Origin of the sequence: Lentzea sp. JNUCC 0626, assembly GCF_043632865.1 — a bacterium.
Classification (GTDB): domain Bacteria; phylum Actinomycetota; class Actinomycetes; order Mycobacteriales; family Pseudonocardiaceae; genus Lentzea.
The window spans coordinates 3,380,939-3,405,518 of record NZ_CP171635.1 but is presented as its reverse complement, the minus strand read 5'-3'; the positions used below and the strand labels follow the sequence as shown (position 1 = coordinate 3,405,518).

The following is a 24,580-nucleotide window of genomic DNA, read 5'->3' as shown; positions in this document are numbered from 1 at the left end:
GAACACCGCAATCCGTGGCGCGTGACGGGGAAATCAATCTTTCAATTTTCAGACACCCTGTGCTCAGCCTGGAGGTATGCGCACTTCCGGTGACGTATCGAGAGGAACGATCTGCCATGCTTTCGGCAGCTGTGGACACCGCCCTGTGGATCCGCCGATTTCATCCGAGCCCGGATGCGAATGTTCGGTTGGTGTGCCTGCCGCACGCGGGAGGATCGGCGAGCTTCTACTATCCGGTGTCGGAATCGTTGACGCCCGGAGTGGAGGTGCTGGCGGTCCAATACCCCGGCCGGCAGGACCGCCGGAACGAGCCGTGCGTCGAATCCGTCACAGAATTGGCAGATCTCATCGTCGAGGCGCTCCAGCTGTGGATCGACGAAAGGCCGATCGCGCTCTTCGGTCACAGCATGGGCGCCACCGTCGCCTTCGAGGTGGCACGCAGGTTGGAGCAGCACGGGCGTCCCCTGGTCGCTCTGTTCGCCTCCGGCAGGCGTGCCCCGTCGCGCTACCGCGACGACCAGGTGCACCTGCGCGACGACAACGGGATCGTCGCGGAACTGCAGACGCTGAGCGGCACCGACTCCCGGCTGCTCGGCAACGAAGACCTGTTGCGCCTGGTCATCCCCGTGGTGAGGGCCGACTACAAAGCTGTCGAAACGTATCGCTGCGACCCCGGCGCGAAGGTGATGTGCCCGGTGAGCGTGCTGGTCGGCGACAACGACCCGAAAGCGACCGTCGAGGAAGCCAGGGCGTGGTCGGAACACACCGCCAGTGCGTTCGAACTCCAGGTGTACCCCGGTGGGCATTTCTACCTCAGCACTCACCAGGACCGCGTCACCGATCTGCTCCTGGATCGACTGGTGGACTCGCCTGCCGCATTTATGGCGAGTCCTAGGGGTCTCCTTTAGGGGTTTCCTCATATTGGGTAGGGGTTCCCCTGTTGTACCGTGAACAATAAGATTGTTTTGAAAAGGATCCAGCGGTGCGGAAGTTGAGCTCGCGGGACCGCAGTGCTTCAGAACCACATTTTTGCTGCGCTTCTCCGCAGCCCGTCGAGCAAGAGGAAGGAGGAGTGACGCAGATGACCGCGAAACTCTTCTCGACCGACTCGGTGCAGACCTATTCCGAGATCGAACAGAACGCTCTGCGCGTGGCCGACGTGCTGGGTGAGAACGGTATCGGCCACGGCTGCCGGGTGATGCTGAAGGCGGGCAACTCGGCCGGCTGGGTCATCACGCTGCTCGCGCTGATGCACTCCGGAGCGTCCATCGTGATGGTGGACAGCCAGCAGCGCGCCGAGCAGACGCGGCGGATCGCCGACCAGGCGGGCGTGAAGATGTGCATCGTCGACGAGGACGCGCCACTCACCCACGACCAGAGCAAGATCTACGTCTACGAGCTGCTGGTCGCCGCCGCCAGCCGCGTGCCGTTGCGGAACAAGCTCGACTTCACCGAGTGGGCCGAGCGCCCGGACGGGCTGCTCATGTGGTCGTCCGGCTCGACGGGCTCCGCCAAGGGGATCGTGAAGTCCGGCGGCAAGTTCCTCGAGAACCTCCGCCGCAACGCGGCCCAGGTCGGGCACCGCGAGGGTGACGTGCTGATGCCATTGCTGCCGTTCTCGCACCAGTACGGCCTGTCCATGGTGCTGATCGCGTGGCAGGAGCGCTGCTCCCTCGTGGTGGCGCCGTACCGCCGGATCGACCGCGCGCTGGTGATGGCGGGCCAGACCGGGGTCACCGTCGTGGACGCCACCCCCTCGACCTACCGCAGCATGCTCAACATCGTGGAGAAGCGCGCGGACGCCGGGCTGAAGCTCATCACCGTGCGCATGTTCTGCAGCGGCGCCGCGCCGCTCGACCCCAAGCTGAGCCAGGACTACGTCGAGAGGTTCGGCCTGCCACTGCTCGACAGCTACGGCAGCACCGAGATGGGCAACGTCTCGTTCGCCACGCTCGAGAACCCGTTCGTCTGCGGCCAGGCCATGGACGGTCTGGCGCTCAAGGTCGTCGACGACGACGGCAACGAGGTGCCCGCCGGCGAGATCGGCGAGGTGCTCGTCTACACCCCGGACGTGATGGAGGGCTACCTCGCCGAGGACGGCACGCTCGTGCCGCACCGGGAGACGTGGTACCAGACCGGTGACTTCGGCAGCCTGGACGAGCACGGCAACCTGTCGGTGTACGGCAGGAAGTTCGCCGTGACCCGCATGGGGTACACGCTCTACCCGGAGATCATCGAGCGTCAGGTCGCCGAGATGGGCTGTTCGGCCAAGGTCGTCTCCGTTCCCGACGACCGCCGCGGCTGCCAGCTGGTGTTCTTCGTGGAGGACTCGCAGAACCGCGCACCGCGGTTCTGGCGCGAGCTGCTCTGCAAGGTCCTGCCGGCCTACGAGTGGCCCAACCGCGTGCAGGTGCTCGACCGGTTCCCGTTGAACGCCAACGGGAAGCCCGACCGCCTGCAGCTGGAGCAGATCGCGCTCACCAGCGTCGAGAGCGTGGCCACCGAGACCCTCGAAGAAGAGGCCGCACGCCTGAGCGTCTGAGCGTCAGGTTTTCCAGGAAGTCAGTCAGCACAACCGATTCGCCAGAGCCACTGGGCATCCAGGGGAGGGAGGGGAACACCGTGGAGGAGAAGCAGAACACAACGGCCGAGGCTGAACAGGGTCGCACCGCCATCGTGTTTCCTGGTATGGGACCGTCCAGCTTCGCCGACGTCGGCAGGTACATGGTGCTCGACCGCTACGCCCGTCGGCGGCTGGCCGCCGCCGACGAGGCGTTGGGGTACTCCGTGCTGGAACGCTTCCGCGGCGCCGACGACGAGTACTCCGAGGCGACGCAGATCGCGTTCCTGATCAACTCGGTGGCTCTGGCCGACCGGGCCGTCGACGTGATGGGGCTGTCCCCGGACGTGTGCGTCGGCCCGAGCTTCGGGCAGAAGGCGGCGACCGCGTTCGTCGGGTCGCTGCCGTTCGCCGACGTCGTGCGGATGACGGCGGAGCTCGCCCGGTGCGAGGAGGAGTTCTTCTCCACCCAGTACTCCGACGTCGTCACCCAGTCCTTCGTCCGCGCCCCGAAGGAGCGGACGATGGAGATCCTCGCGGAGATGGAGGCGGTCGGGGAGTGGCACGAGATCTCCGGTTTCCTCGACTCGGACTTCTACTTCGTGTCCGTCCGTGAGTCCTTCTTGGACGATTTCAAGTCGCGCATCCGGGCTGCGGGCGGGTACTCCATGTACTCGATGCGGCCGCCGGTGCACGCCAGGGCGTTCGGCGACCTGCGGCGCAAGGCGGAGGACGAGGTGTTCTCCCGCTACCAGGTCGAGGCGCCGCGGATCCCGGTGATCGCGGACCAGAACGGTTCCGTCGTCACCTCCGCCGCCGACATGCGCACGATGCTGCTCGACACCTTCGACCAGCCGATCAACTGGCCGGACGTCGTGACCGGGCTGCGCGAGGAGAACGTGACCGAGCTCTGGTTCACCGGAGCCGACAACCTCTTCCACCGACTCCACTGCACGACCAAGAACTTCCGTGTCACCGCCGTGACACCGAAGACAGCACTGAAACCCGCGAAGAAGAGCTGAGGCACTACCGTGATCGACGAGAGCTGGCCGCACCGGATCCAACCGTCCATCAACCCCCAGCGGACGCCGGGACCGATCGACCTGCGCCGGAACTTCGCCCAGCCCGCGTACTCGGGCATCGCGACCTTCATGGGTGTGCCGGTCTGCCTGACGCAGGAGGACCTGCGGGCGGGCGAGGTCGACGTCGCGATCATGGGTGTTCCGCTCGACCAGTCCGTCGGTCACCGCGGCGCCGCTTTCGGCCCGCGCGCCATCCGCTCCGAGGAGCGGTACCTGTTCAACAACTACGAGGACCTGGTGCACGCCTCCACCAGAGTGCACCCGTTCCAGCAGCTGCGGGTCGTGGACTACGGCGACGCCGCCGTGGATCCCTTCAGCCACCCCAACTCCATGGCACCCATCAAGGAGATGGTCACGGAGATCGCCTCGGTGGGCGCCACGCCGATCCTGCTCGGTGGCGACCACACGCTGCTGTGGCCGAGCGTCGCCGCGCTCAACGAGGTCCACGGACCCGGTTCCGTCGCGGTCGTGCACTTCGACGCGCACCCCGACTGCCACGCGGAGGTCTACGGCAACACGGTCAGTCACACGACGCCGATCTACCGGCTCATCGAGGACGAGAAGATCCCCGGTACGAACATCATCCAGTGCGGTCTGCGCGCCCACTCCGCACCCGACGACAAGCAGTTCAACTGGATGCGGCGGCAGGGCATGAAGTCGCACTTCATGGCCGAGATCGAGCGGATCGGGATGAACGCGGTGATCGACAAGCTCATCGCCGACGTCTCGCACGTGCCCAACGTGTACCTGTCGCTCGACATCGACGTCCTCGACCCCAGCCACGCGCCCGGCACCGGCACCCCGGAGCCTGCCGGGCTGAGCACCCGCGAGCTCTTCCCCGCGCTGCGCAGGCTGGCGCACGAGACCAACGTGATCGGCATGGACGTCGTCGAGGTGGCGCCCAACATCGACCCCGGCTACTCCACCGCGTTGAACGCCCGCCGGGCGGTCTTCGAGGTCATCACCGGGCTCGCCATGCGCAAGATGCAGATCAGCAGCACCAACTACGTGAACCCGATCGTGTCCGGGCAGGTCAAGTTCCCGATGAAGTGAACGGTTCCCGTTCCGATCTCCACCAGAGAGGCTGGGTTCGCCATGCGAGTCCTCACCAGCATCACCGGATCGCAGGGCCACGCGCGGGACATGCTCCCGCTGGTGCGCGCCATCGCCGAAGCAGGTCACGACGTGCTGGTCGTGCTGCCGCCGTCCCTGGCGCCGGTCTACGCGAACGAGGCCGTGCGCGTCGAGGCCGTCCTGCCCGAGATGTCCGACTCGATCATGGCGGTGATCCGGGCCGGTGCCGAGACGCGAGCCCGCGAGGCGGCGGAGTCCGGGTTGCCCGAGCGCCCGCCTCCTCCCATGACGGTGTTCGACGAGATGCTGGTGATGGCCGGCGGACCGCACATCACCCCGACCTACCACCTGATCATGGCGCTGGCCAAGGACTTCCAGCCCGACATCGTGGTCAGGGACTCGGCCGAGGTCGCCATCACCCTGGTCGCCGAGGAGCTCGGCCTGCCGCACGTCGCGGGGCCGTCCGGGGTCACGCCGCTGATCGACATCGAGCGCCTCGTCGAGCCTTTGAACGAGCGCAGGGAAGAACTGGGACTGACGCCCAAGTCCGATCCCGGTGCGCTGTACCGGTTCGGGCGGTTCGACTCGGTGCCCGAGCGGTACGCGTTCTCGGCCTTCGACCTGCCGCCCGCGATCCGCTACCGGCAGCCGGCCACCGTCGCCCGCGACGAGGTCCTGTCCCGCGAGATCGCCGATCTGCCCACCGACAAGCCTCTCGTCGTCGCCGCCATGGGGACCGTGCTGAAGGCGTTGTGGCAGTTCGCCCAGTACGGCCCGCCGTCCGACGTCGACCCGTTCAAGGTCCTGCTGCAGTCGCTGGCGGCCGGACTGTCCGAACTGGACTGCTACGCCGTGCTGGCCACCGGCGGCCTGCCCACGGACGGCGTCGAGTTCGGATCCAACGTGCACGTGGTGGACCAGATGGCGCAGCCGCTGCTGCTGCAGTGCGCGGACCTGTTCATCACCCACGGCGGGTACAACAGCATCCGCGAGGCGATGATCGCCGGAACCCCGATGGCGGTGCTGCCCCAGTTCGGCGACCAGCCGTTCAACGCCGACCAGTTGCAGAAGCTGGGCCTGGCGATGACGATCCCCGCCACCACCGCGGCCGACGTGCACGACACCTGCCAGGCCGTGCTCTCCTCGTCCTCCATCAAGCAGGAGGTCCGGCGCGCTCGTCAGGAGATGCTCGCCCTGCCGCCGGTCGAGTCCGTCGTGCCGCACGTGGAGTCGCTCGTGTAGTTCTCCGACAGGCCCACCTGCCTTTGCTCTGCGCAGGTGGGCCTGTTTATCGAGTTGCCCCGACCGGCGCCACCCGTGTTGCATGCGGGGGCAACGGAGACCTGGGGGAGCTGATCGATGCAGGACGGCGAGATCGCCATCGACGTGTCGCTGGTGGACGAACTTGTCCGCACTCAGTTCCCGCGCTGGCACGGTCTGCCGTTGCGCGAGGTTCGACATGGCGGCACGAGCCACTCGCTGTTCCGGCTGGGTGACGAGCTGGCGGTGCGGCTGCCCCGGCGGGAGTGGGCCTGGAACGAGGCGGCCAAGGAAGCGGCGATCGTCCCGCACGTCGCGCCGCACATCCCGGTCGCGGTACCGGAACCCGTCGCGCTCGGCCGGCCAAGTGACCGCTATCCGTACCAGTGGTCGGTGGTGCGCTGGATCGAAGGCTCACTGGCGCCGATCGAGGACGTCAGCGAGGACACGCCGTACGCGCTCGCCGCAGTGATCCGCGCGCTGCACGGAATCGACGCGACCGACCGGACCTGGACCCCGAACCGGGGCCGCCCCGTCACGCCCGACGACGACGAACTGGTCCGCCTCAACATCGCCGCGCTCGGCGGCAACCCGAAGCTGATGGCCATCTGGGAAGACGCACTGAGCGCACCGGCCTGGGCCGAGCCCAGCCGTTGGGTGCACGCCGACCTGCACATCGGCAACCTGCTGTTCCGCGAGGGAAAACTGACCGGCGTGATCGACTGGGGCAGCGCGGGCGTCGGCGACCCGGCGGCCAACCTCATGACCGCCTGGCTCTACCTGGACGAACGCGGGCGGGCACGGCTGCGGTGCGAGCTGAGCGAGTTCGACGACGCCACCTGGGCGAGGGCGAGCGGCTGGGCGCTGCACCTCGCGGTGATCGCGCTGCCCTACTACCGCGACACCAACCGGTTCCTCGCGGGCATCGCGACCCGCACGCTCGACCAGCTCTGCCCGGGCTGGGAGGGCTGATTCCGTCCCTTGTGGACGGACTCGTGCGTGCCCGGTTCCCGCGCCGACGCGACCTCGGCCTGACCGAGCTGGAACTCAGCGGCTCTGACCACGCGATCTTCTGCCTCGGCGAGCCGTGGACGACCTGTCGCGGCGGACACGACATCTCCGTCAGCGACGCCGGTGTCTGCCCGTCTGGACGCGGTGAAAACCCTCACCCGGCATAGCACATCGCGCTAGCCGCGAACCGGAGTAAGGCGCCCCGCCATCTGGTGCCATTCGTCAGGTTACGTATGTGAGAAAGTTTCACTACCCCCTCGACGCCGCCTCCGGTTTGTGCGTACGGTGAGCGCGCTGTAACCGTACCGGTCAGTAGGAACCCTAGCTGAATTCCTTTCTCCCCACCCCTGCAGGGTGAGGAAGTGAGCGCAGTGAACATGCTGTCGGATCGAGATCGGGTGCTGTGCCTGAGCCCTTTCAGCACCCCCAACCCGGCCCTCGTGGTCGCCGCCGAACGGGCGGGCGCACTCGGTGTGCTCGACCTCGGGCCACACGCCGCCGCCGACCTCGCGCGGGTCGCCGCACGACACCCGCGCTCGTTCGGGGTGCGGCTGCACGGGCCGGTGGTGGTGCCTCTCCCGGACGCTGTCGACACCGTCGTGGTCGATCTTGTCCGCTATCGTCCGAAACTCGCTGAACTGGGCGAACGTCGCGTTCTCGCGGTCGTCACCTCGGTGGCGGAGGCGGCTGCGGCGATCGAGTTCGGGGCCGGTGGGCTGATCGCGAAGGGTGCCGAGTCCGGCGGCCGAGTGGGTGGTTCGCCCGCGTTCGTGTTGCTCCAGCAGGTGCTCGCGCTGACCGATCTGCCGGTCTGGGTGGCCGGGTCGATCGGGCCTGACACCGCCGCTGCGGCCCTCGCCGGCGGTGCCCGCGGGGTGGTGCTGGAAGGGCAGCTCGCGCTCGTGGCGGAGGCCCGAAAACATATTTCCGGCGAAATTGTCAACGCGGTCCGGATGATGGACGGGGCCGACACCGTCGTGAACGACGGGTTACGCGTGCATGTTCGTCAAAACACGCTCGAAATTGGTCAAGAAGGTTCCTTTGCCGATTCTTACCGCACCTCGTTTGGGACCGTCGGAGGCGTCGTAGGGGCCATTCGGCAGGGTGTGACCCACAATCTCACCCTGGCGGGTGAGCGGAGGTCCGTCCGGCCCGGCGGACCGTTCTGCGACCGCGTGCCCGGCCTGCGCTATCCCATCGCGCAGGGGCCGATGACGCGCGTCAGCGACCAGCCCGCGTTCGCCGCAGCCGTCGCGGAGGGCGGCGCTCTGCCGTTCCTCGCGCTCGCGCTGATGGAGGGCGACGCGGTCCGCGCGCTCCTCGAAGAGACGGCGGCCAAGCTCGGCGAACGGCCGTGGGGCGTCGGTCTGCTCGGCTTCGCGCCGGCCGAACTCCGGGCCCGCCAGATGGCGGCCGTGCTGGCGGTCAAGCCGAGGTACGCGATCGTCGCCGGCGGCACGCCGACCCAGGCCCGTGAACTGGAGGACGCCGGCATCGAGGCGTTCCTGCACGTGCCGTCACCCGCGCTGCTGCGCCGGTTCCTCGACGAGGGCGCGCGCAAGTTCGTCTTCGAGGGCTCGGAGTGCGGCGGGCACACCGGTCCGCGCACCAGCTTCACGTTGTGGCAGCAGCAGATCGACGTGCTGCGAGGGCGTGAGAAAGACGTGACAGCGCTCTTCGCCGGCGGCATCCACGACGCCCGTTCGGCCGCGATGATCGACGCCATGACCGCGCCGATCGCGGCCAAGGGTGCGGCGGTCGGCGTGCTCGTCGGCACCGCCTACCTGTTCACCGAAGAGGCCGTCCAGCACGGCGCGATCCAGCCCGTGTTCCAGCAGGTCGCGCTGGAGTGCGAGGACACCGCGCTGCTGGAGACCTCGCCCGGCCACGCCGTCCGGTGCGCCCAGACGTCCTATGTGGACACCTTCGAGCAGGCGCGCGACGAACTCAAGGGCCTGTCGAAGCAGGAGAGCTGGGAACAGCTCGAACAGCTCAACCTCGGCAGGCTCCGGCTCGCCAGCCGCGGCCTCGTGCGCGAGAACGGCGTGCTCACCGAGGTCGGCGAGGACGCGCAACGCCGCGAAGGCATGTTCATGATCGGCCAGGTCGCCACGCTGCGGCACGAACGCACCACGATCGCGCAGCTGCACGAGGACATCACCTCCGGCGTCCTCCCCGAAACCACCAGGGAGACCACCGAAACGCAGCCGCTCGACGTCGCCATCGTCGGCATGGCCGCGATCATGCCGGGCGCGCGCGACGTCGCCGAGTTCTGGGCGAACGTCCTCGCGGGCACCGACTCCATCACCGAGATCCCGCCGGACCGCTGGTCGCCCGAACGCTACGGCAGCCCGTTCCGCTGGGGTGGCTTCATCCCGCGCACGGCGTTCGACCCGTTGGCGTACGGGATCCCGCCCGCCTCGCTGACCTCGATCGAACCAGCCCAGCTGCTGGCGCTGGAAGTCTCGGCCAAAGCGCTGCAGGACGCCGGGTACGCCACCCGCGTGTTCGACCGCGAACGCACCTCGGTGATCTTCGGCGCGGAAGCCGGTGCCGACCTCGCGAACGCCTACACCGTCCGCACCGCGTTGCCCGCGCTGGGCATCCGCGGCCTCGACGACCACCTGCCGGCGCTGACCGAGGACTCGTTCCCCGGCGTGCTCGGCAACGTCATCGCGGGCCGCGTCGCGAACCGGCTCGACCTCGGCGGCGCGAACTACACCGTCGACGCCGCCTGCGCGTCCAGCCTCGCCGCGCTCGACGTGGCGTGCAAGGAACTCGTCGGCGGCACCAGCGACATGGTCGTGTGCGGCGCGGTCGACCTGCACAACAGCGCGCACGACTACGAGATGTTCGCGTCGGTCAAAGCCCTGTCCGCCAAGGGACGCTGCGCCACGTTCGACTCGGCCGCGGACGGCATCGCGCTCGGCGAGGGCGTCGCGGCGGTCGTGCTGAAGCGCCTCGCCGACGCCGAACGCGACGGCGACCGGGTGTACGCGGTGATCAAGGGCATCGGCGCGTCCAGCGACGGCCGGTCCCGGGGCCTCACCGCACCTCGCCCGGAAGGCCAGCAGCGCGCCCTGACCCGTGCCTACGCCTCCGCCGGGCTGCCGGTCACCGAGGTCGGCCTGGTCGAGGCGCACGGCACCGGCACGGTCGTCGGCGACCGCACCGAACTCGCGGCGCTCACCGAGATGTTCGCCGGCCTCGAACCCGGGACCTGCACGATCGGCTCGGTCAAGTCGCAGATCGGGCACACCAAGTGCGCGGCGGGCCTCGCGGGCGTGATCAAGGCGGCGCTGGCCGTGCACACCGGCATCCGGCCCGGCACGTTGCACGTCCAGCAGCCTAACGCCTTCTGGGACGCGGCCACCAGCCCGTTCACCTTCGGCCACCGCACGTGGGCGAGCCGGCACCGGGTCGCGGGCGTCAGCGCGTTCGGCTTCGGCGGCACGAACTTCCACACCGTGCTCACCGGCTACACCGGCGCCGACGAACCCCGGCACGGCCTGACCGCCTGGCCCGCCGAGCTGTTCCTGATCCGCGGTGCCGCGCGTGAGGAAGCCGCTCGCCTCAAGGCTTTGGCCGACGAGCGGACGCCGTTGCGAGAACTGGCAGCAGCCTGCGGCACCGGACCGGTTCAGGCGGCGTTCGTGGTCAGCGATCACGCCGCGCTGCGGAAGGCGTTGGACGACGTCGAGGCCGGGCGCGAGTCGGACGTGGTGTCGTGGCGCACCGGCGAACGGCCGCAGGTCGCGTTCCTGTACCCCGGCCAGGGCAGCCAGCGGCCGGGCATGCTGCTCGACCTCGTCACGGCTTTCCCGCGCCTGCAGGACTTCCTGGACGCCCGGTACGAGCGGGTGATGTACCCGCCCGCCGCGCTGACCGCCGACGACGTGGCCCGGCAGCGCGCCGAGATCACCGACACCCGCAACGCCCAGCCGACGCTCGGCATCGCCGGGCTCATGGTCACGTCGCTGCTCGATTCCGTTGGCGTGCGGCCGGATCTGGCCGGTGGACACAGCTACGGCGAGCTGGTGGCGTTGGCGGCGGCCGGTGTCTTCGAACCCGCTGACCTGCTGGACCTCAGCGCCGCACGGGCCGAGGCGATGCTGGAGGCCGTCGGCGAGGACCCCGGCACGATGGCCGCCGTGACGGCCACGGTCGACGCCGTGGAAGCGTTGCTGCCGAACGACGTCGTGGTCGCCAACCACAACTCGCCCGACCAGGTCGTGATCTCCGGCCCGACCGACGCCGTGCATCGCGCGGTCGACGTCCTGCGCGAGGCCGGGCTGACCGTCAAGAACATCCCGGTCGCCGCCGCGTTCCACAGCCCGCTGATGGCCGGTGCGCGCGACCGGTTCGCTGCCAGGCTCGCCGAGGTCGAGACGGGTGACCTGCGGTTCCCGGTGTGGTCCAACGTGTCCGCGCGACCGCACGGGGACGTCCGCGAAGGCCTGTCCGCGCAACTCGCGGGCCGCGTCCGGTTCGTGGACCAGATCGAGTCGATGTACGAGGCGGGCGCGCGGATCTTCGTCGAGGCCGGACCCGGTGGCGTGCTCACGTCGCTGGTCGGCAAGACCCTCGGCGACCGGCCGCACCAGGCGTTGCGCTGCGACGACCACGTGACGTTCCTGCGCACGCTCGCCGCACTCGCGGTCGCCGGTGTCGAGGTGGACACCGCGCCGCTGTTCGAGGACAGGGCCGAACCCGCCACGGTCGTGCCGCCGCGGCCGGGCTGGTACGTGGATGGAGGTCTCGTGCGGGACGCGAACGGCAACGCACTGCCCGGCGGGCTGCGGCCCGCGACCGAGTTCCCGACCCTGAAGGTGGGGTCCGGGCTGGGACGCGACGAGATCATCGAGAAGTTCCTGGACGGCATGCGGGACGCGGTCAGCGCCCAGCGCGACGTCCTGCTGAGCTACCTCGGCACCGCACCCGCCGAGGTGCCCGCGCCGCGGCAGGTGATCGACCAGCAGCCCGTCGTGGTCGCGGAGCCCGTGATCAAGCCGCAGGAGGACGTCGGCGCGGTCGTGCTGCGGACGATCAGCGCTCGCACCGGCTACCCGGTCGAGATGCTGCAGCCGGGCCTGGACCTGGAAGCCGACCTGTCCATCGACTCGATCAAGCGGACCGAGATCGTCGGCGAGCTGGTCGCGGAGCTGGGCGCGGCGGGCGAGGTCGACGAACTGGCGCAGCTCAAGACGATCGAGGGGATCGTCGGCTGGTTCGGCGCGGCGGCCCCGGTCGCCCTGCCGGGCAAGGACGTGCGGGCCGTGGTGCTGAAGACGATCAGTACGCGGACGGGTTACCCGGTCGAGATGCTGCAACCGGGGCTGGACCTGGAAGCCGACCTGTCCATCGACTCCATCAAGCGCGCCGAGATCGTGGGCGAACTGGCCCAGGAACTGGGGGCGCCGGGCGAGGTGGACGAGTTGGCGCAGCTGAAGACGATCGACGGGATCGTCGCCTGGTTCGGGGAAACCCCAGCACTTGCGCCCGCGCCCGCTGCCCCTCAGATCGTGCCGGGTTCGACCGGACGGCTGGTGCGGCTCGTGCCCCAGGTCGTCCCGGCCGACCCCGCCTCACCCGCCGATCTCACCGGCAAGTCCGTGCTGATCATCGACGACAACGGCATCGGCCTCGAACTCGCCGACCTCCTCGAACGCCACGAGGCCGTCCCGCGCATCGAACCCGCGTTCCCGGACGACCTCAGCGGCGTCGACGTCGTCGTGCGGCTGCAGGCCCGGCTGCCGGAGGCGTTCAGCGAGGTCAAGGCCTGCGTGACGAACGGCGTCGCGCTCGTCGTCGTGACCACGGGCGGCGGTACGTTCGGCTTCGACCACCAGCCCGACGAGCTGCCCGCGGACATCGGCCTGCACGGCCTGATCCGCACGGCCGCGCTGGAGTACCCGGACCTCGTCGTGCGCTCGGTCGACGTCAACCCCAAGGAAAGCCACCGCGACATCGCCACCGCCCTGCTCGCCGAGATCGGGCCCGGCCCGGCCGTCGTCGGCTATCACGCCGGACGTCGCCAGCTCATCGAGGCGATCGAAGCTGAACTCCCGCAAGGAGTTCTCGGCCTGGGCGCGGACAGCGTCGTGCTGCTGACCGGTGGTGCTCGCGGCATCACCGCCCTGGCGGCACTGGAACTCGCGGAACGGACCGGGTGCCACGTCGAGCTCATCGGCCGCACACCGATCGCCGCCGAAGACCACCGGCTGAGCCACGCCGCCACCGAACCCGAGCTGGTGAAGGCGTTGTTCGAGCTGGGGGAGAAGGACAACGTCCCGGCCCGGGCGCGCAAGGTCCTCGCCGAACGCGAGGTCCGCGCGACGATGGAACGGTTGCGCGACAAGGCGTCGAGTGTCCGCTACCACGAGTGTGACGTCACTGACGCCGAGGCCGTGAGCAAGGTGGTCGAGGACATCACCGCCCGGTTCGGCAGGCTCGACGGCGTCATCCACGGCGCGGGCGTGCTGGACGACAAGCTGATCGAGGCCAAGACGCAGGAGTCGTTCGACCGCGTCTGGGCCACGAAGGTCAACGGCGCCAAGGCGTTCAACGACGGCTTCCTGGTGCTGTTCGGCAGTGTCAGCGGAGTGTTCGGCAACCGCGGCCAGGCCGACTACTCGGCCGCCAACGACGCGCTCGACCGGATGGCCCGCTTCTGGGGCGCGCAACGCCGGGTCGTCGCCGTCGACTGGGGTCCCTGGGCCGGTGCGGGCATGGCCGTCGGGCTCGCCGACGAGTACGCGCGCCGCGGCATCCCGCTGATCGAACCGGGCCAGGGCGTGGACGCGCTGCTGAACGAACTCGCGGCCGGCCAGGACGTGCAGGTGGTCTACCGATGGGAGGCATAGCGATCGTCGGGATCGGCGCCGTCTTCCCCGGCGCCCCGGACGCGGTGGCCTTCTGGCGCAACATCGCCGGCGGCGTCGACGCGATCGGCCAGATCCCGGCAGGACGCTGGGACCCGGCCACCTACTACGACCAGGACAGCCGCTCCGGCGACCGGTTCTACTGTCAGCGCGGCGGGTTCGTCGACGACCTCGCCGAGTTCGACCCGACCAGGTTCGGCATCATGCCGTCCACTGTGGATGGCGCGGAGCCCGACCAGCTGCTCGCCCTCGCCACGGCCGCCGAGGCCATCGCGGATGCAGGCGGCGAAAGCGCGCTGCCGTCGCGCGACCGCGTCGGCGTGGTCGTCGGGCGCGGTGGCTACCTCACGCCGGGGTGCGCGCGGCTCGACCAGCGGGTCCGTCTCGCCGACGAGGTCGTGTCGGTCGTCAAGGACCTGTTCCCGAACCTGGCCGGCAGCGAGATCGACACGGTCCGGCAGGCCATCCGCGAGCGGTTCGGGCCGGAGCAGCCCGAGTCGTCCATCGGACTCGTGCCGAACCTCGCCGCGTCGCGCATCGCCAACCGGTTCGACCTCAAGGGCACCGCGTACACGGTCGACGCCGCCTGCGCGTCCGGGCTCGTCGCCGTCGAGCACGCCGTCCGCGAACTCCAGGAGGGCCGCGCGGACGCCATGATCGCGGGCGCCGTCCACGTCTGCCACCACCCGACGCTGTGGAGCGTGTTCACCCAGCTCAGGGCGTTGAGCCCGACCGAGCGCATCAGGCCGTTCGACGCGAACGCGGACGGCACGCTGCTGTCCGAGGGCGTCGGCATGGTCGTGCTCAAGCGCCTCGAAGACGTCGGCGACGACCGCGTCTACGCCGTCATCCGCGGCATCGGCTCGGCGAGCGACGGCCGCGCGACCAGCATGATGACGCCGAACCCCGAAGGCCAACTCCTGGCCGTGCAACGGGCTTGGGCCAGCGCCGGACTCGACCCGCGCCGCAACGCACCGGGGTTGATCGAGGCGCACGGCACCGCCACGCCCGCCGGGGACGCCGCCGAGCTCCAGACGATGATCAGCGCGTTCGGCGAGCAGGGCGACGAGATCGGCATCGGCACGGTCAAGTCGATGATCGGCCACGCGATGCCCGCCGCCGGGATGGCCGGGCTGATCAAGGCCGCGCTCGCCCTGCACCACCACACGCTTCCGCCGACCCTGCACGTCGAGAACCCGCACAGCAGCTTGACCGGCACCAGGTTCACGCCCGTGACGAGTGCTCGCGAGTGGACCGGACGGCATCGCGCGGTCGTCAACGCGTTCGGGTTCGGCGGGATCAACGCCCACGCGGTCCTCGACGGCCACACCATCGCCAAGCCGCGCAAGCCCGTCCTGACGTTCGCCGCCGACACTGCCGAGGAACTGGCCCGGGCGCTGAAGGAACGCCGGACCTCCAGTGCCGACCGGGCGTTCCGGCTCGCCATCGGCAACCCGGACGACCGCAAGCTCAAGCTCGCCGAACGCGTGCTGGAGCAGGGCAAGGCGTGGCCGGGACGGCACGACATCTGGTTCAGCCCGCAACCGTTGCTCACCGGTACCGACCAGGTCGCGTTCCTGTTCCCCGGCTTCGAACGCGAGTTCAGCGGCGAGGTCGTGGACCACGCGATCGGCCTGCTCCAGGACGGCCGCAAGGAAGCCCGCGAACTCATGGCGCTCGGCATCACGCCGGGCGCGCTCGCCGGGCACAGCATGGGCGAGTGGACCGCGATGGTCGTTGGCGGCATCTACCCGACGATCGACCAGTTCGTCTCCGCCCTCGGACCGGGCGCGGTCGCCGTCGTCGACATCGCCTACGCCGCACTGGGGTGCTCGGCCGACACCGCCGAGCAGTACCTGATCGACGGCGTCACGATCAGCCACGACAACTGCCCGCACCAGTCGGTGATCTGCGGTCCGATCGAGAAGCTCGAAGAGGTGCTGGCAACGCTGAAGGCCAACGGCGTGATGGCGCAGCTGATGCCGTTCCGCACCGGCTTCCACACCCCGGCGCTCGCCCCGTACCTGGGCCGGGCCAAGGAGATGCTGGACGCGCTGCCCGTGCGCGCGTCGGACATCCCGGTGTGGTCGGCGAACTCGCTCGCGCCGATGGCCGCCGCCGACGTCCGCGAACTCGTGCTGCGGCACCTGGTCGAGCCCGTCCGGTTCCGGCCGCTGCTCGAACGACTGCACGGCAACGGCTTCCGGGCGTTCGTCCAGATCGGACAGGGCAGCCTGCCCGGGTTCGTCGGCGACATCCTGAACGACAAGCCGCACATCGCCGTCAACGCCGACATCGCGCCGGAGGCGTTGTGGGCGTTCGGGCTCAAGCGAGGCACGGCCCACAAGGTCAAGCTCCGGCTCGGCACACCGAAGATCAAGGTCGACCCGCTGCGCACCGCACCCGTCCTGGGCACCGAACCGGTCGTGGTCGACGACGACAGCCCGATGTCCGCCGCCGTCAACAAACTGCTCGCGCACACCAACGCGGTGGCGCGCGAGGTCGCCGGTGCGCTCCGGCCGAACGAGGCGGGCTTCACCCGCGAGTTCTCGCTGCGGACCATGCCGGAACTCGTCGACCACTCGGTGTTCCCGCAGGCCCCCGGCTGGCCGGACCTGGCCGACGGGTTCCCGATCGTGCCCGCGACCGGCCTGCTGGAGGTGTTCGCCGACGCCGCGCGCCGGCTCACCGGCGGCACCGTGCACGGGTTCGACCAGGTCAGGGCCAAGCGCTGGCTCACCGCGCTGCCCGCCACCACGGTCAAGATCTCGGCCCGCTCCGAAGGTCCGGACCGGGTGGTCGTGAAGGTCGGCGACTACGCCGAGGGCGTCGTGCTGATGTCCCCGCAGACCCCCGAACGCGTCGGCAAGCAGCTCGAAGGCGTCCGCGAGGCCCCGGTGTCGGCCGGCGAGCTGTACCGGGACAACTGGATGTTCCACGGACCGGCGTTCGCGGGCGTCACGAAGATCGACTGCCTGGCGGACAACGGGATCGCGGGCGTGCTGACCCCGCTGCCCGCTCCCGGGGCGTTGCTGGACAGCGCCGGGCAGCTGATCGGTCACTGGATGCAGGTCTGCCACACGGTCGACCAGACGGTGCTGCCGACCGGGATCGAGCGGATCACGTTCCACGGTCCTGCCCCGACCGGCGACGTGCAGTGCACCGCGTGGATTCGCGAACTCACCGATCAGACCATGGTCGGCGACCTCGAACTGACCGTCGACGGCGTGCTGTGGTGCCGGATCACCGGCTGGACCACCCGGCGCTTCACCACGGACGACCGCATCTGGCAGGTCAAGCTCAAGCCGGGCACCGAGATGCTGTCCACTTCAGACGGTGAGTGGTCGCGCGTCACCGAGAACTGGTCGGACAGCGCCACCCGCGACCTGATCATGCGCCGCTACCTGAACTCGGCTGAGCGCAGGCATTACGGCGATCTGGACGTGCCCGCGCAACGCGACTGGCTGCTGCGCGTGATCGCGTTGAAGGACGCCGTCCGCACCTGGCTGTGGGGTCGCGGGGCGGGTCCGGTCTACCCGGCGGAACTGACCGTCACCGCCGACGGACGGGTGCGCGGGGCCTTCGCCGTCCCGCGCGTCGAAGTCACCAGTGAACGAGGGCACGCCGCGGCCCGCGTGCGAACGGAGATCTGATGGACGAGGTGCTGCAGCAGGTCGCGAAGCTGATCACCGAGGTGGTCGGGCCCGACTTCCTGCTGGGCGTGGAGATCACCCGCGACACCACGTTCAGCGACGACCTGGGCCTGGAGTCGATCGAGTTCGTCGCGCTGGCCGACAAGCTCAACGCCCACTACGGCGTCGATCTCGTGGCCTTCCTGGCGGACATGGACATCGACGAGATCATGGCGATGTCCGTCGGTCGTCTCGTCGACCACATCACGGCCCGTGTCTGACGTTCACGCCCGAGGGCTGCGGTTCCACGTGCAGCGGCTCGGGCCGTCAGAAGGTCCGACGGTCGTGTTCGTGCACGGCCTGGTCATGGACAACCTGTCGAGCTTCTACTACACGCTCGCCGCGCCGCTGGCCCAGGCCGGGTTCGGCACCGTGCTGTTCGACCTGCGCGGCCACGGCCTGTCCGAACGCCCGCCCACCGGGTACACGCCGGAGGAGAGCGCGCTCGACCTGGTCGCGGTGCTGGACGAGATCGGCGTGACCGAGCCCGTCTACCTGCTGGGCAACAGCTACGGCGGCGTCGTCGCGATGCACGCGGCCGTCCAGGCTCCCGACCGGGTCGGCGGCGTCGTGCTGGTCGAGTCGGCGGTCGGCGGTGTGGTCGGCGACGCGTGGTTCGAGGACATCACCAACACCCTGACTGTCGCGGCGCTCGGGTTGGAGTTCGACCGCACCCAGGACCAGCTGATGGCGCTGGGCCAGCGCAAGATCGCGAAGCTCGCCGTGAACGCCAACGCGTTGCTCAACGGCACGACGCTGATCGACGACCTCGGCTCCGGCGCCAAGCTCGACCTGACCGAGGTGCGCTGCCCGGTGCTCGGCGTCTACGGCGCCGAGTCCGAACTCATCGGTGCCGCCGCCGAACTCCGCGAGCGCATCCCGTCGTGCCGCCTGCACGTCGTGTCCGGGCTGGGCCACACGGTTCTTCGCGAGGCCACCCCCGAACTGCTCGAGGTGCTCTTCGACTGGTTGCCGTCATGAGCCGGTTCCTGTTCGTGGTGCCGCCGCTGACCGGCCACGTCAACCCGACCGCCTCGGTGGGCGGCGAGTTGCTGGCGCGCGGGCACGAGGTGGCGTGGGTCGGGCACCCCGGCACGTTGCGGACCCTGTTGCCGGACAACGCGAGGATCTTCCCGGCGATCGACGACGAGCTGGAGGCCGACATCCGCGCGAAGCGGGAGCGGTGGCTCGCGTTGCGCGGGATGGCGGTGCTCAAGTTCTTCTGGGAGGAGTTCCTGATCCCGCTCGGGCACTCGATGGTCCCCGGCGTCGAGGCGGCGGTGCGGGCGTTCGGGCCGGACGCGGTGGTCGCGGACCAGCAGGCACTGGCCGGACCGGTGGTGGCGCGGGAGGCCGGACTGCCCTGGGTGACGTCCGCGTCGACGTCGGCCGAGCTGGTGAATCCACTGAGGACGATGCCGAAGGTCGACGCCTGGGTGCGGGACCTGTTGCACGACTTCGCCGGTGGGGACATCAGGTTCTCCGAACGGCTGGTGCTGGTGTACAGCTCGACGGCGTTGGTGGCGGGGGAGTTCGGGGACGAGGTGGCCTTCGTCGGACCCGCGCTCGCGCACCGGGTGGAACGCGGCGGCTTCCCGTGGGACTGGCTGGTGAGAGAGCCGGTCCAGCGGTGCGTGCTCGTGTCCCTCGGCACCCTCAACGGACCTGCCGGTGAGCGTTTTCTCGGCCAGGCCTTGGAAGCGGTCTCCGACCTGCCGGTCAAGGTCGTCATGGTCGCCGAGCCCCGCCCGGCGCCGTCCAACGTCCTGGTCCTCCCGTCCGTCCCGCAACTCGCGCTCATGCCGCACCTGGACGCCGTCGTCACGCACGGCGGCCACAACACGGTCTGCGAGGCGCTGGCCCACGGACTTCCGCTGGTCGTCGCCCCGATCCGCGACGACCAGCCCACGGTCGCCGCCCAGGTCGTCGAGGCGGGCGCGGGCGTCCGGCTCACGTACTCGCGGGCGCGAGCAGCAGACATCCGCAGCGCACTCACCTCAGTGCTGGACGAGCCGGAGTACGCGGCCGCCGCAGGGGCAGTGCGCGACTCGTTCCTGGCGGCGGGCGGCGCGGCCGCCGCAGCCGACCGACTCGAAAAGGTGGTGGCCGGGTGATCCTCACCGTGGTGGTCGTGCTGGTCGTCCTGCTGGACGTCCTGCGCCTGCGATCCCGTGCGTCCAAGCTGCGTGTGCTCGCCCAGGGCGCGGGCGAGCACACGCTGCTCGCCGCCACCGGGGTCCATCCCGAGGGTTCGTGGGAGATCGACGACGACCTCGTGGACCTGGTGCCGCGGGACCTGCCGACGGTGGCGGCGCTCGACCTGCTCGGCGCGGTCGACCCCGGCAAGTACCGCGACGACCAGTGGGCGCGCGGGATCAGCGCGGCGCAGGCCGTGCTGGTGCGGGAGAAGTACGTGGAGGAGTTCAACGCCGACGACCCCACGGAGTTCGTGGCGTTCGTGCGGCGGGTCAAGGACCACGTGCACGCCAAGGTCGACATCGCCGTGGCGCCGGGGCTGAAGGCCGGGCCGTACGACCTCGGGTACCGGGCGGCGATGCTCCGCCGGCTCGGCAAGCGGCCGTCGTTGTGGATCGCGGGCTCGGTCATCGGGTACGCGACCGTCGTCGGCGCGCTGATCACCAACTGGCAGTGGGGACTCGTCGCGCTCGCGGCCTACTGGGCGCACCCGATCCTGGTGTTCGCCGGCACTCCGCTGAAGCCGCGTGACCTGTGGGTGCCGCGGGTGTTGCGCACGCCGTACCTGTGGTTCAAGACGTCCGGTGGCAAGAAGTCCACCGATGAGAAGCGGCAGGCCGAGGTCCTCGAGCAGGCCACGCCCTGGTACGAGGAGAACCGCGGCAAGAACTTCCACGAGGCGCCGCGCGAGGACTGCCCGTCGTGCGGCAGCACCGACCTCCGCCGCTGGGTCACCGCGACGGACCTGGTGCAGCGCAAGCCCGGGAAGTTCACCATGGACCGGTGTGTCCGATGTGGACACGTCTGGCAGAACCCGCGCCTCACCGGGGAAGGCCTCGGCTTCTACTACCGCGACTTCTACGACGGCCTCGGCGCGATGTCGGCGGAGGCGGTGTTCTCCGGCAAGACCGACCCCTACTACGGCCGGGCGCGCATGGTCGAGCCGTTCACGAAACCCGAACGGTGGCTGGACGTCGGCTCCGGGCACGCGCACTTCTGCCTGGGTGCCAAGGAAGTGCTGCCGCACACCAAGTTCGACGGGCTCGACCAGGGCGCGGCCATCGAGGAGGCCGCGAAGCTCGGCCGGATCGAGCAGTCCTACCGGGGCGACTTCAAGGAGTTCGCGGGCGAGCTCAAGGGCCGCTACGACGTGATCAGCATGCACCACTACCTCGAGCACGTGCGCGATCCGTGGGAGGAACTCGACCTCGTGGCGGACGTGCTGCCGCAGGGCGGGTACCTGCTGATCGAGCTGCCCGACCCGGAGTGGCGGCTCGGCCGGTTGTTCGGCCAGTACTGGATGCCGTGGTTCCAGCCGCAGCACCAGCACATGATGCCGATCGGCAACCTGGAGCACGCCCTGGCCGACCGCGGTCTGACCACGGTGGCCACCGAGCGCAAGGAAGCCCACCTCTGCAACGACTTCACGCTCGCGTTGCTGTTGTGGCTGGGGGACAAGGCGCCCCGCACGCCCGCGCCGTGGCGTCCGGAGAAGGTCAGGCTCCGCCGCACCCGCAGCTTCCTGGTGTGGACGCTCGGCATCCCGGCGTTCTTCGTCGCCCTGGCGCTGGACCAGACCGTCAACCGGTTCATCGCCGCCCGCACCGGCAACGGCAACGCCTACCGGCTGCTGGCGCAGAAGTCATGACGGACATCGCGGACCGGCCGGAGATCGCACCGGAACTCCGGCTCGTCCCGCACGCGTTCCGGCGCACGTTCGGCAGGCCTGCTCAGGGCGTCTGGTACTCGCCAGGGATGCTCAACCTGCTGGGTGGCGCGGTGAAGGTGCCCGCCAGGTGGGGTGCGATCGTCGCGGGCGATCGGCGCGACGACGGCGTCCTCGAACTGGTGTCGGTGAACCGGCCCGCCGAACGCGCGGTGCTGCCGTCCGAGGACGTTCCGGCCTGGGCGAGTGGCGTGCGGGCGAGGGGCGGCGCCACGTTGATGTGCAGCGTGGACCTGCCGCGGGGGAGTGGTCTGTCCGCGAGCGAGGCGCTCAACGCGGCGATCGAACTCGCGCTCGACGAGGCCGACCAGCCGGAAACCGAGGTGCTCGACCTGCCCGGCCAGCGGTTGCTGGTGATCGACACCCGCGTCCGCCGCGACGAACCGCAGCAAGAGCGCCCGTACACCCCGGGAACTCAGGACCTGGGGGCGGAACTCACGGCCTACCACCGCGCCCAGAGCCCGGATCCCGAGCAGGACGCGGTGGTGCAGGCCGCGCTGCAGGCAGGCGCACGCGGCGCCAGCATGCTGATCGACCCACCAGGCAGGCCCGCTGTCGCACTGGTCGACGCGGACCTCGTCCCGGCGGTCCGGAAGGCGATCACGAAGGCGGTGGAGATTCCTCCCCGCTACCTCACGATCACGCCCGGCCCCTTCAAGGCAGCGGCTTTACGGTGAACTCGGCCCGGCGCAGGTCCTTCGAGCTCGGCCCCACGAGCAGGACGAACTCGCCGGGCTCCACCACCCGCAGACCGGCGGCGTCGACGATCGTGCAGTCCGACACCGGCAGTTCCAGGTCGACCTTGACGGTCTCGCCGGGTGCCACGTCGACCTGCGTGAACGTCTTGAGCTCCTTGTCCGCCCAGCTCACCGACGTGACGGCGTCGCTCACGTAGACCTGCACGGTCTCGCGCGCGGGCCGCGACCCGGTGTTCGTCAGCGTGATCGACGCCTGCACCGTCTCGTCCGGGCGCAGCACCGCCGTCTCCACGTGCAGGTCGCCGTACTCGACCGTGGTGTACGACAGGCCCTCGCCGAACACGAACGCCGGCTCCTGCGTCAGGTCGGCGTAGCGCGTGCCGTGCTGGCCGCGGATCTGGTTGTAGTACGTCGGCTGCTGACCGGCGTGCGCGGCGAACGAGATCGGCAGGCGGCCGCTCGGCTCGACGAGGCCGTGCAGCACCTCCGCGATCGCCCGGCCGCCCTGCATGCCGGGGTTCGCGACCCACAGCAGCGCGGCGGCGTTGCGCGCCGACGGCGGCAGCACCAGCGGCTTCGACGCCAGCAGCACCACGATCAGCGGCTTGCCGGTCTCGGCCAGCGCGTCGAGCAGGGCGATCTGGCCGCCGATCAGGTCGAGCGTGGCGGTGGACCGGCCCTCGCCGACCAGTTCGATCTGGTCGCCGACGACCGCGACCACGTAGTCCGCGTCCTCGGCGGCCGCGACGGCCTCGGCGATCAGGTTCGCGTCCGGCGGGCAGGCCTGCACGATCTTCGGGCGCGGCTGGCCGTCCGGGAACGTGTCGCCCTCGGGGTCCGGCTCCAGCGTCAGGATGTCGGCGCCACGGGCGTAGGTGACCTCGCCCGAGGACAGCTCGCGCAGTCCGTCGAGGACGGTGGTGATCATCTCGCGCGGGTGGCCGTTGGGCAGCCAGTCGGCCTGACCGGACGACCCGGCCCAGTCGCCGAGCTGCGTCTGCGCGTCGTCCGCGAGCGGGCCGACGACCGCGATCTTGGCCTTCTGCTGCGCGAACGGCAGCACGCCGTCGTTGCTCAGCAGCACCAGCGACCGGCGCGCGACCTGCAGGTTCAACGCCACGTGGTCGTCGTGGTTGATCATGACCCGCTGGCGTTCGGCGTCGGGCCTGCGCGGGTTCTCGAACAGCCCCAGGTCGAACTTCAGCGTCAGGATGCGGGTGACCGCGCGGTCCAGATCGGACTCGGCGAGCAGCCCCTCCTCGACGGCCTGCAACGCGCCGTCGAAGAACTGCGGGGTCGTCATGATCATGTCGTTGCCGGCCTTCACGGCGGCGGCAGCGGCGTGCATGTAGTCGGGCTGGAGCTTCTGCTCCCAGACCATGCGGCCGACGTTGTCCCAGTCGGTGATGAGCGTGCCCTTGTACCCCCACTCGCCGCGCAGCACCTCGTCGAGCAGCCACGAGTTGACCGTGATCGGCACGCCGTCGGTCGACTGGTAGCCGAGCATGAACGTCGCGCAGCCCTCGCGGGCGACCTTCTCGAACGGCGGCAGGAACCACGACCGCAGCTTGCGCCGCGACAGGTCCGCCTCGCTCGCGTCGCGCCCGCCCTGGGTCTCCGAGTACCCGGCGAAGTGCTTCGCGGTCGCGAGGATCGCCGTCTCGTCGGCCAGGCCGGTGCCCTGGTAGCCGCGCACCATCGCGGCCGCGAGCTCACCGATCAGCACCGGGTCCTCGCCGAACGTCTCGTCCACGCGACCCCAGCGCAGGTCCCGCGAGATGCACAGGACCGGCGAGAACGTCCAGTGCACGCCGGTTGCGGCGGCCTCGACGGCGGTCACGCGGGCGACCTGCTCGACGAGCGCCGGGTCCCACGAGGCGGCCATGCCGAGCTGGGTCGGGAAGATCGTCGAGCCCTCGTAGAACGAGTGGCCGTGGATGCAGTCCTCGGCGATCAGCAACGGCACGCGCAGGCGTGTCTGGGTGGTGAGGTCTTGCGCGCGCAGCACTCGTTCCGGCGAGGTGTGCAGGATCGACCCGACGTGCTTGCGCAGCACGTGGTCGTCCAGGTCCTCCCTCGAGTCCAGCTGCATCATCTGGCCGACCTTCTCGGCCAGCGTCATGCGGCCGAGGAGGTCGGCGACCCGCTCTGCGGTGGGCAGCGTGGCGTCGAGGTAGGGCACCTTGTCGCGATCCATGTGGTCTCCGAGAGGGCTCGTGCGGCGGCAGCGTCTATGGGAGCGCTCTCACAGTAGATACCTGAAACCGGTTCCGCGCGGAACCGGTTTCAGGATTTCCGGTACAAACGAATCGGTTGAGTAACCCGAACGCGACAAACCGGCAACCCTTCGGAGCTGCCGGTTCCAGTGTGTGCCCTCGGCGTCACTGCGCGCTGTTGCGC

At 69.8% G+C, this 24,580-nt stretch carries 14 protein-coding genes; 13 read left to right on the top strand and 1 reads right to left on the bottom strand.

The features are described from left to right. The first annotated feature begins 14 nt into the window (after positions 1-14). The 13 genes from JNUCC0626_RS14780 (at position 15) to JNUCC0626_RS14720 (ending at position 22,159) form a co-directional block, all read left to right on the top strand. Complete coding sequence (locus JNUCC0626_RS14780; RefSeq protein ID WP_394620315.1) at positions 15-908, top strand: thioesterase II family protein; 894 nt, start codon at positions 15-17, stop codon at positions 906-908. A gap of 173 nt (positions 909-1,081) precedes the next feature. Then, on the top strand, positions 1,082-2,542 hold the full coding sequence (locus JNUCC0626_RS14775) for a class I adenylate-forming enzyme family protein (protein WP_394620314.1): 1,461 nt from the start codon (positions 1,082-1,084) through the stop codon (positions 2,540-2,542). A 146-nt stretch (positions 2,543-2,688) separates the two neighbouring features. Next, positions 2,689-3,582 carry an ACP S-malonyltransferase gene (locus JNUCC0626_RS14770; RefSeq protein WP_394620313.1) on the top strand — a complete coding sequence of 298 codons (894 nt, stop codon included), beginning with the start codon at positions 2,689-2,691 and terminating at the stop codon, positions 3,580-3,582. Positions 3,583-3,591: 9 nt separating this feature from the next. After that, positions 3,592-4,695, top strand: a complete 1,104-nt coding sequence (locus JNUCC0626_RS14765; RefSeq protein WP_394620312.1) for an agmatinase family protein — start codon at positions 3,592-3,594, stop codon at positions 4,693-4,695. Positions 4,696-4,737: 42 nt separating this feature from the next. Further along, positions 4,738-5,958 (top strand): glycosyltransferase, encoded by a 1,221-nt coding sequence (locus JNUCC0626_RS14760; protein WP_394620311.1) that lies wholly within the window; start codon positions 4,738-4,740, stop codon positions 5,956-5,958. A 117-nt stretch (positions 5,959-6,075) separates the two neighbouring features. Further along, positions 6,076-6,948: an aminoglycoside phosphotransferase family protein gene (locus JNUCC0626_RS14755; RefSeq protein ID WP_394620310.1), complete on the top strand. Its 873-nt coding sequence runs from the start codon at positions 6,076-6,078 to the stop codon at positions 6,946-6,948. Between the two features lie 401 nt (positions 6,949-7,349). Further along, the gene (locus JNUCC0626_RS14750) at positions 7,350-13,850 is read left to right on the top strand and encodes an SDR family NAD(P)-dependent oxidoreductase (RefSeq protein WP_394620309.1); all 6,501 of its coding nucleotides are present in this window, start codon (positions 7,350-7,352) and stop codon (positions 13,848-13,850) included. Next, complete coding sequence (locus JNUCC0626_RS14745; RefSeq protein WP_394620308.1) at positions 13,838-17,521, top strand: beta-ketoacyl synthase N-terminal-like domain-containing protein; 3,684 nt, start codon at positions 13,838-13,840, stop codon at positions 17,519-17,521. Before JNUCC0626_RS14750 ends, JNUCC0626_RS14745 begins: the two co-directional genes overlap by 13 nt. Continuing rightward, positions 17,521-17,781: an acyl carrier protein gene (locus tag JNUCC0626_RS14740; RefSeq protein ID WP_036014077.1), complete on the top strand. Its 261-nt coding sequence runs from the start codon at positions 17,521-17,523 to the stop codon at positions 17,779-17,781. Before JNUCC0626_RS14745 ends, JNUCC0626_RS14740 begins: the two co-directional genes overlap by 1 nt. After that, the gene (locus tag JNUCC0626_RS14735) at positions 17,774-18,541 is read left to right on the top strand and encodes an alpha/beta fold hydrolase (RefSeq protein WP_394620307.1); all 768 of its coding nucleotides are present in this window, start codon (positions 17,774-17,776) and stop codon (positions 18,539-18,541) included. Before JNUCC0626_RS14740 ends, JNUCC0626_RS14735 begins: the two co-directional genes overlap by 8 nt. Beyond that, positions 18,538-19,674 carry a glycosyltransferase gene (locus JNUCC0626_RS14730; protein ID WP_394620306.1) on the top strand — a complete coding sequence of 379 codons (1,137 nt, stop codon included), beginning with the start codon at positions 18,538-18,540 and terminating at the stop codon, positions 19,672-19,674. The genes JNUCC0626_RS14735 and JNUCC0626_RS14730 overlap by 4 nt, the downstream gene beginning before the upstream one ends. Beyond that, the gene (locus JNUCC0626_RS14725; RefSeq protein WP_394620305.1) at positions 19,671-21,404 is read left to right on the top strand and encodes a methyltransferase domain-containing protein; all 1,734 of its coding nucleotides are present in this window, start codon (positions 19,671-19,673) and stop codon (positions 21,402-21,404) included. The genes JNUCC0626_RS14730 and JNUCC0626_RS14725 overlap by 4 nt, the downstream gene beginning before the upstream one ends. Then, positions 21,401-22,159, top strand: a complete 759-nt coding sequence (locus tag JNUCC0626_RS14720) for a hypothetical protein (protein ID WP_394620304.1) — start codon at positions 21,401-21,403, stop codon at positions 22,157-22,159. The genes JNUCC0626_RS14725 and JNUCC0626_RS14720 overlap by 4 nt, the downstream gene beginning before the upstream one ends. Here JNUCC0626_RS14720 and JNUCC0626_RS14715 read toward each other — a convergent pair. After that, positions 22,137-24,377 (bottom strand): glycoside hydrolase family 3 N-terminal domain-containing protein, encoded by a 2,241-nt coding sequence (locus tag JNUCC0626_RS14715; RefSeq protein WP_394620303.1) that lies wholly within the window; start codon positions 24,375-24,377, stop codon positions 22,137-22,139. The genes JNUCC0626_RS14720 and JNUCC0626_RS14715 overlap by 23 nt on opposite strands. Between the last annotated feature and the right edge of the window lie 203 nt (positions 24,378-24,580).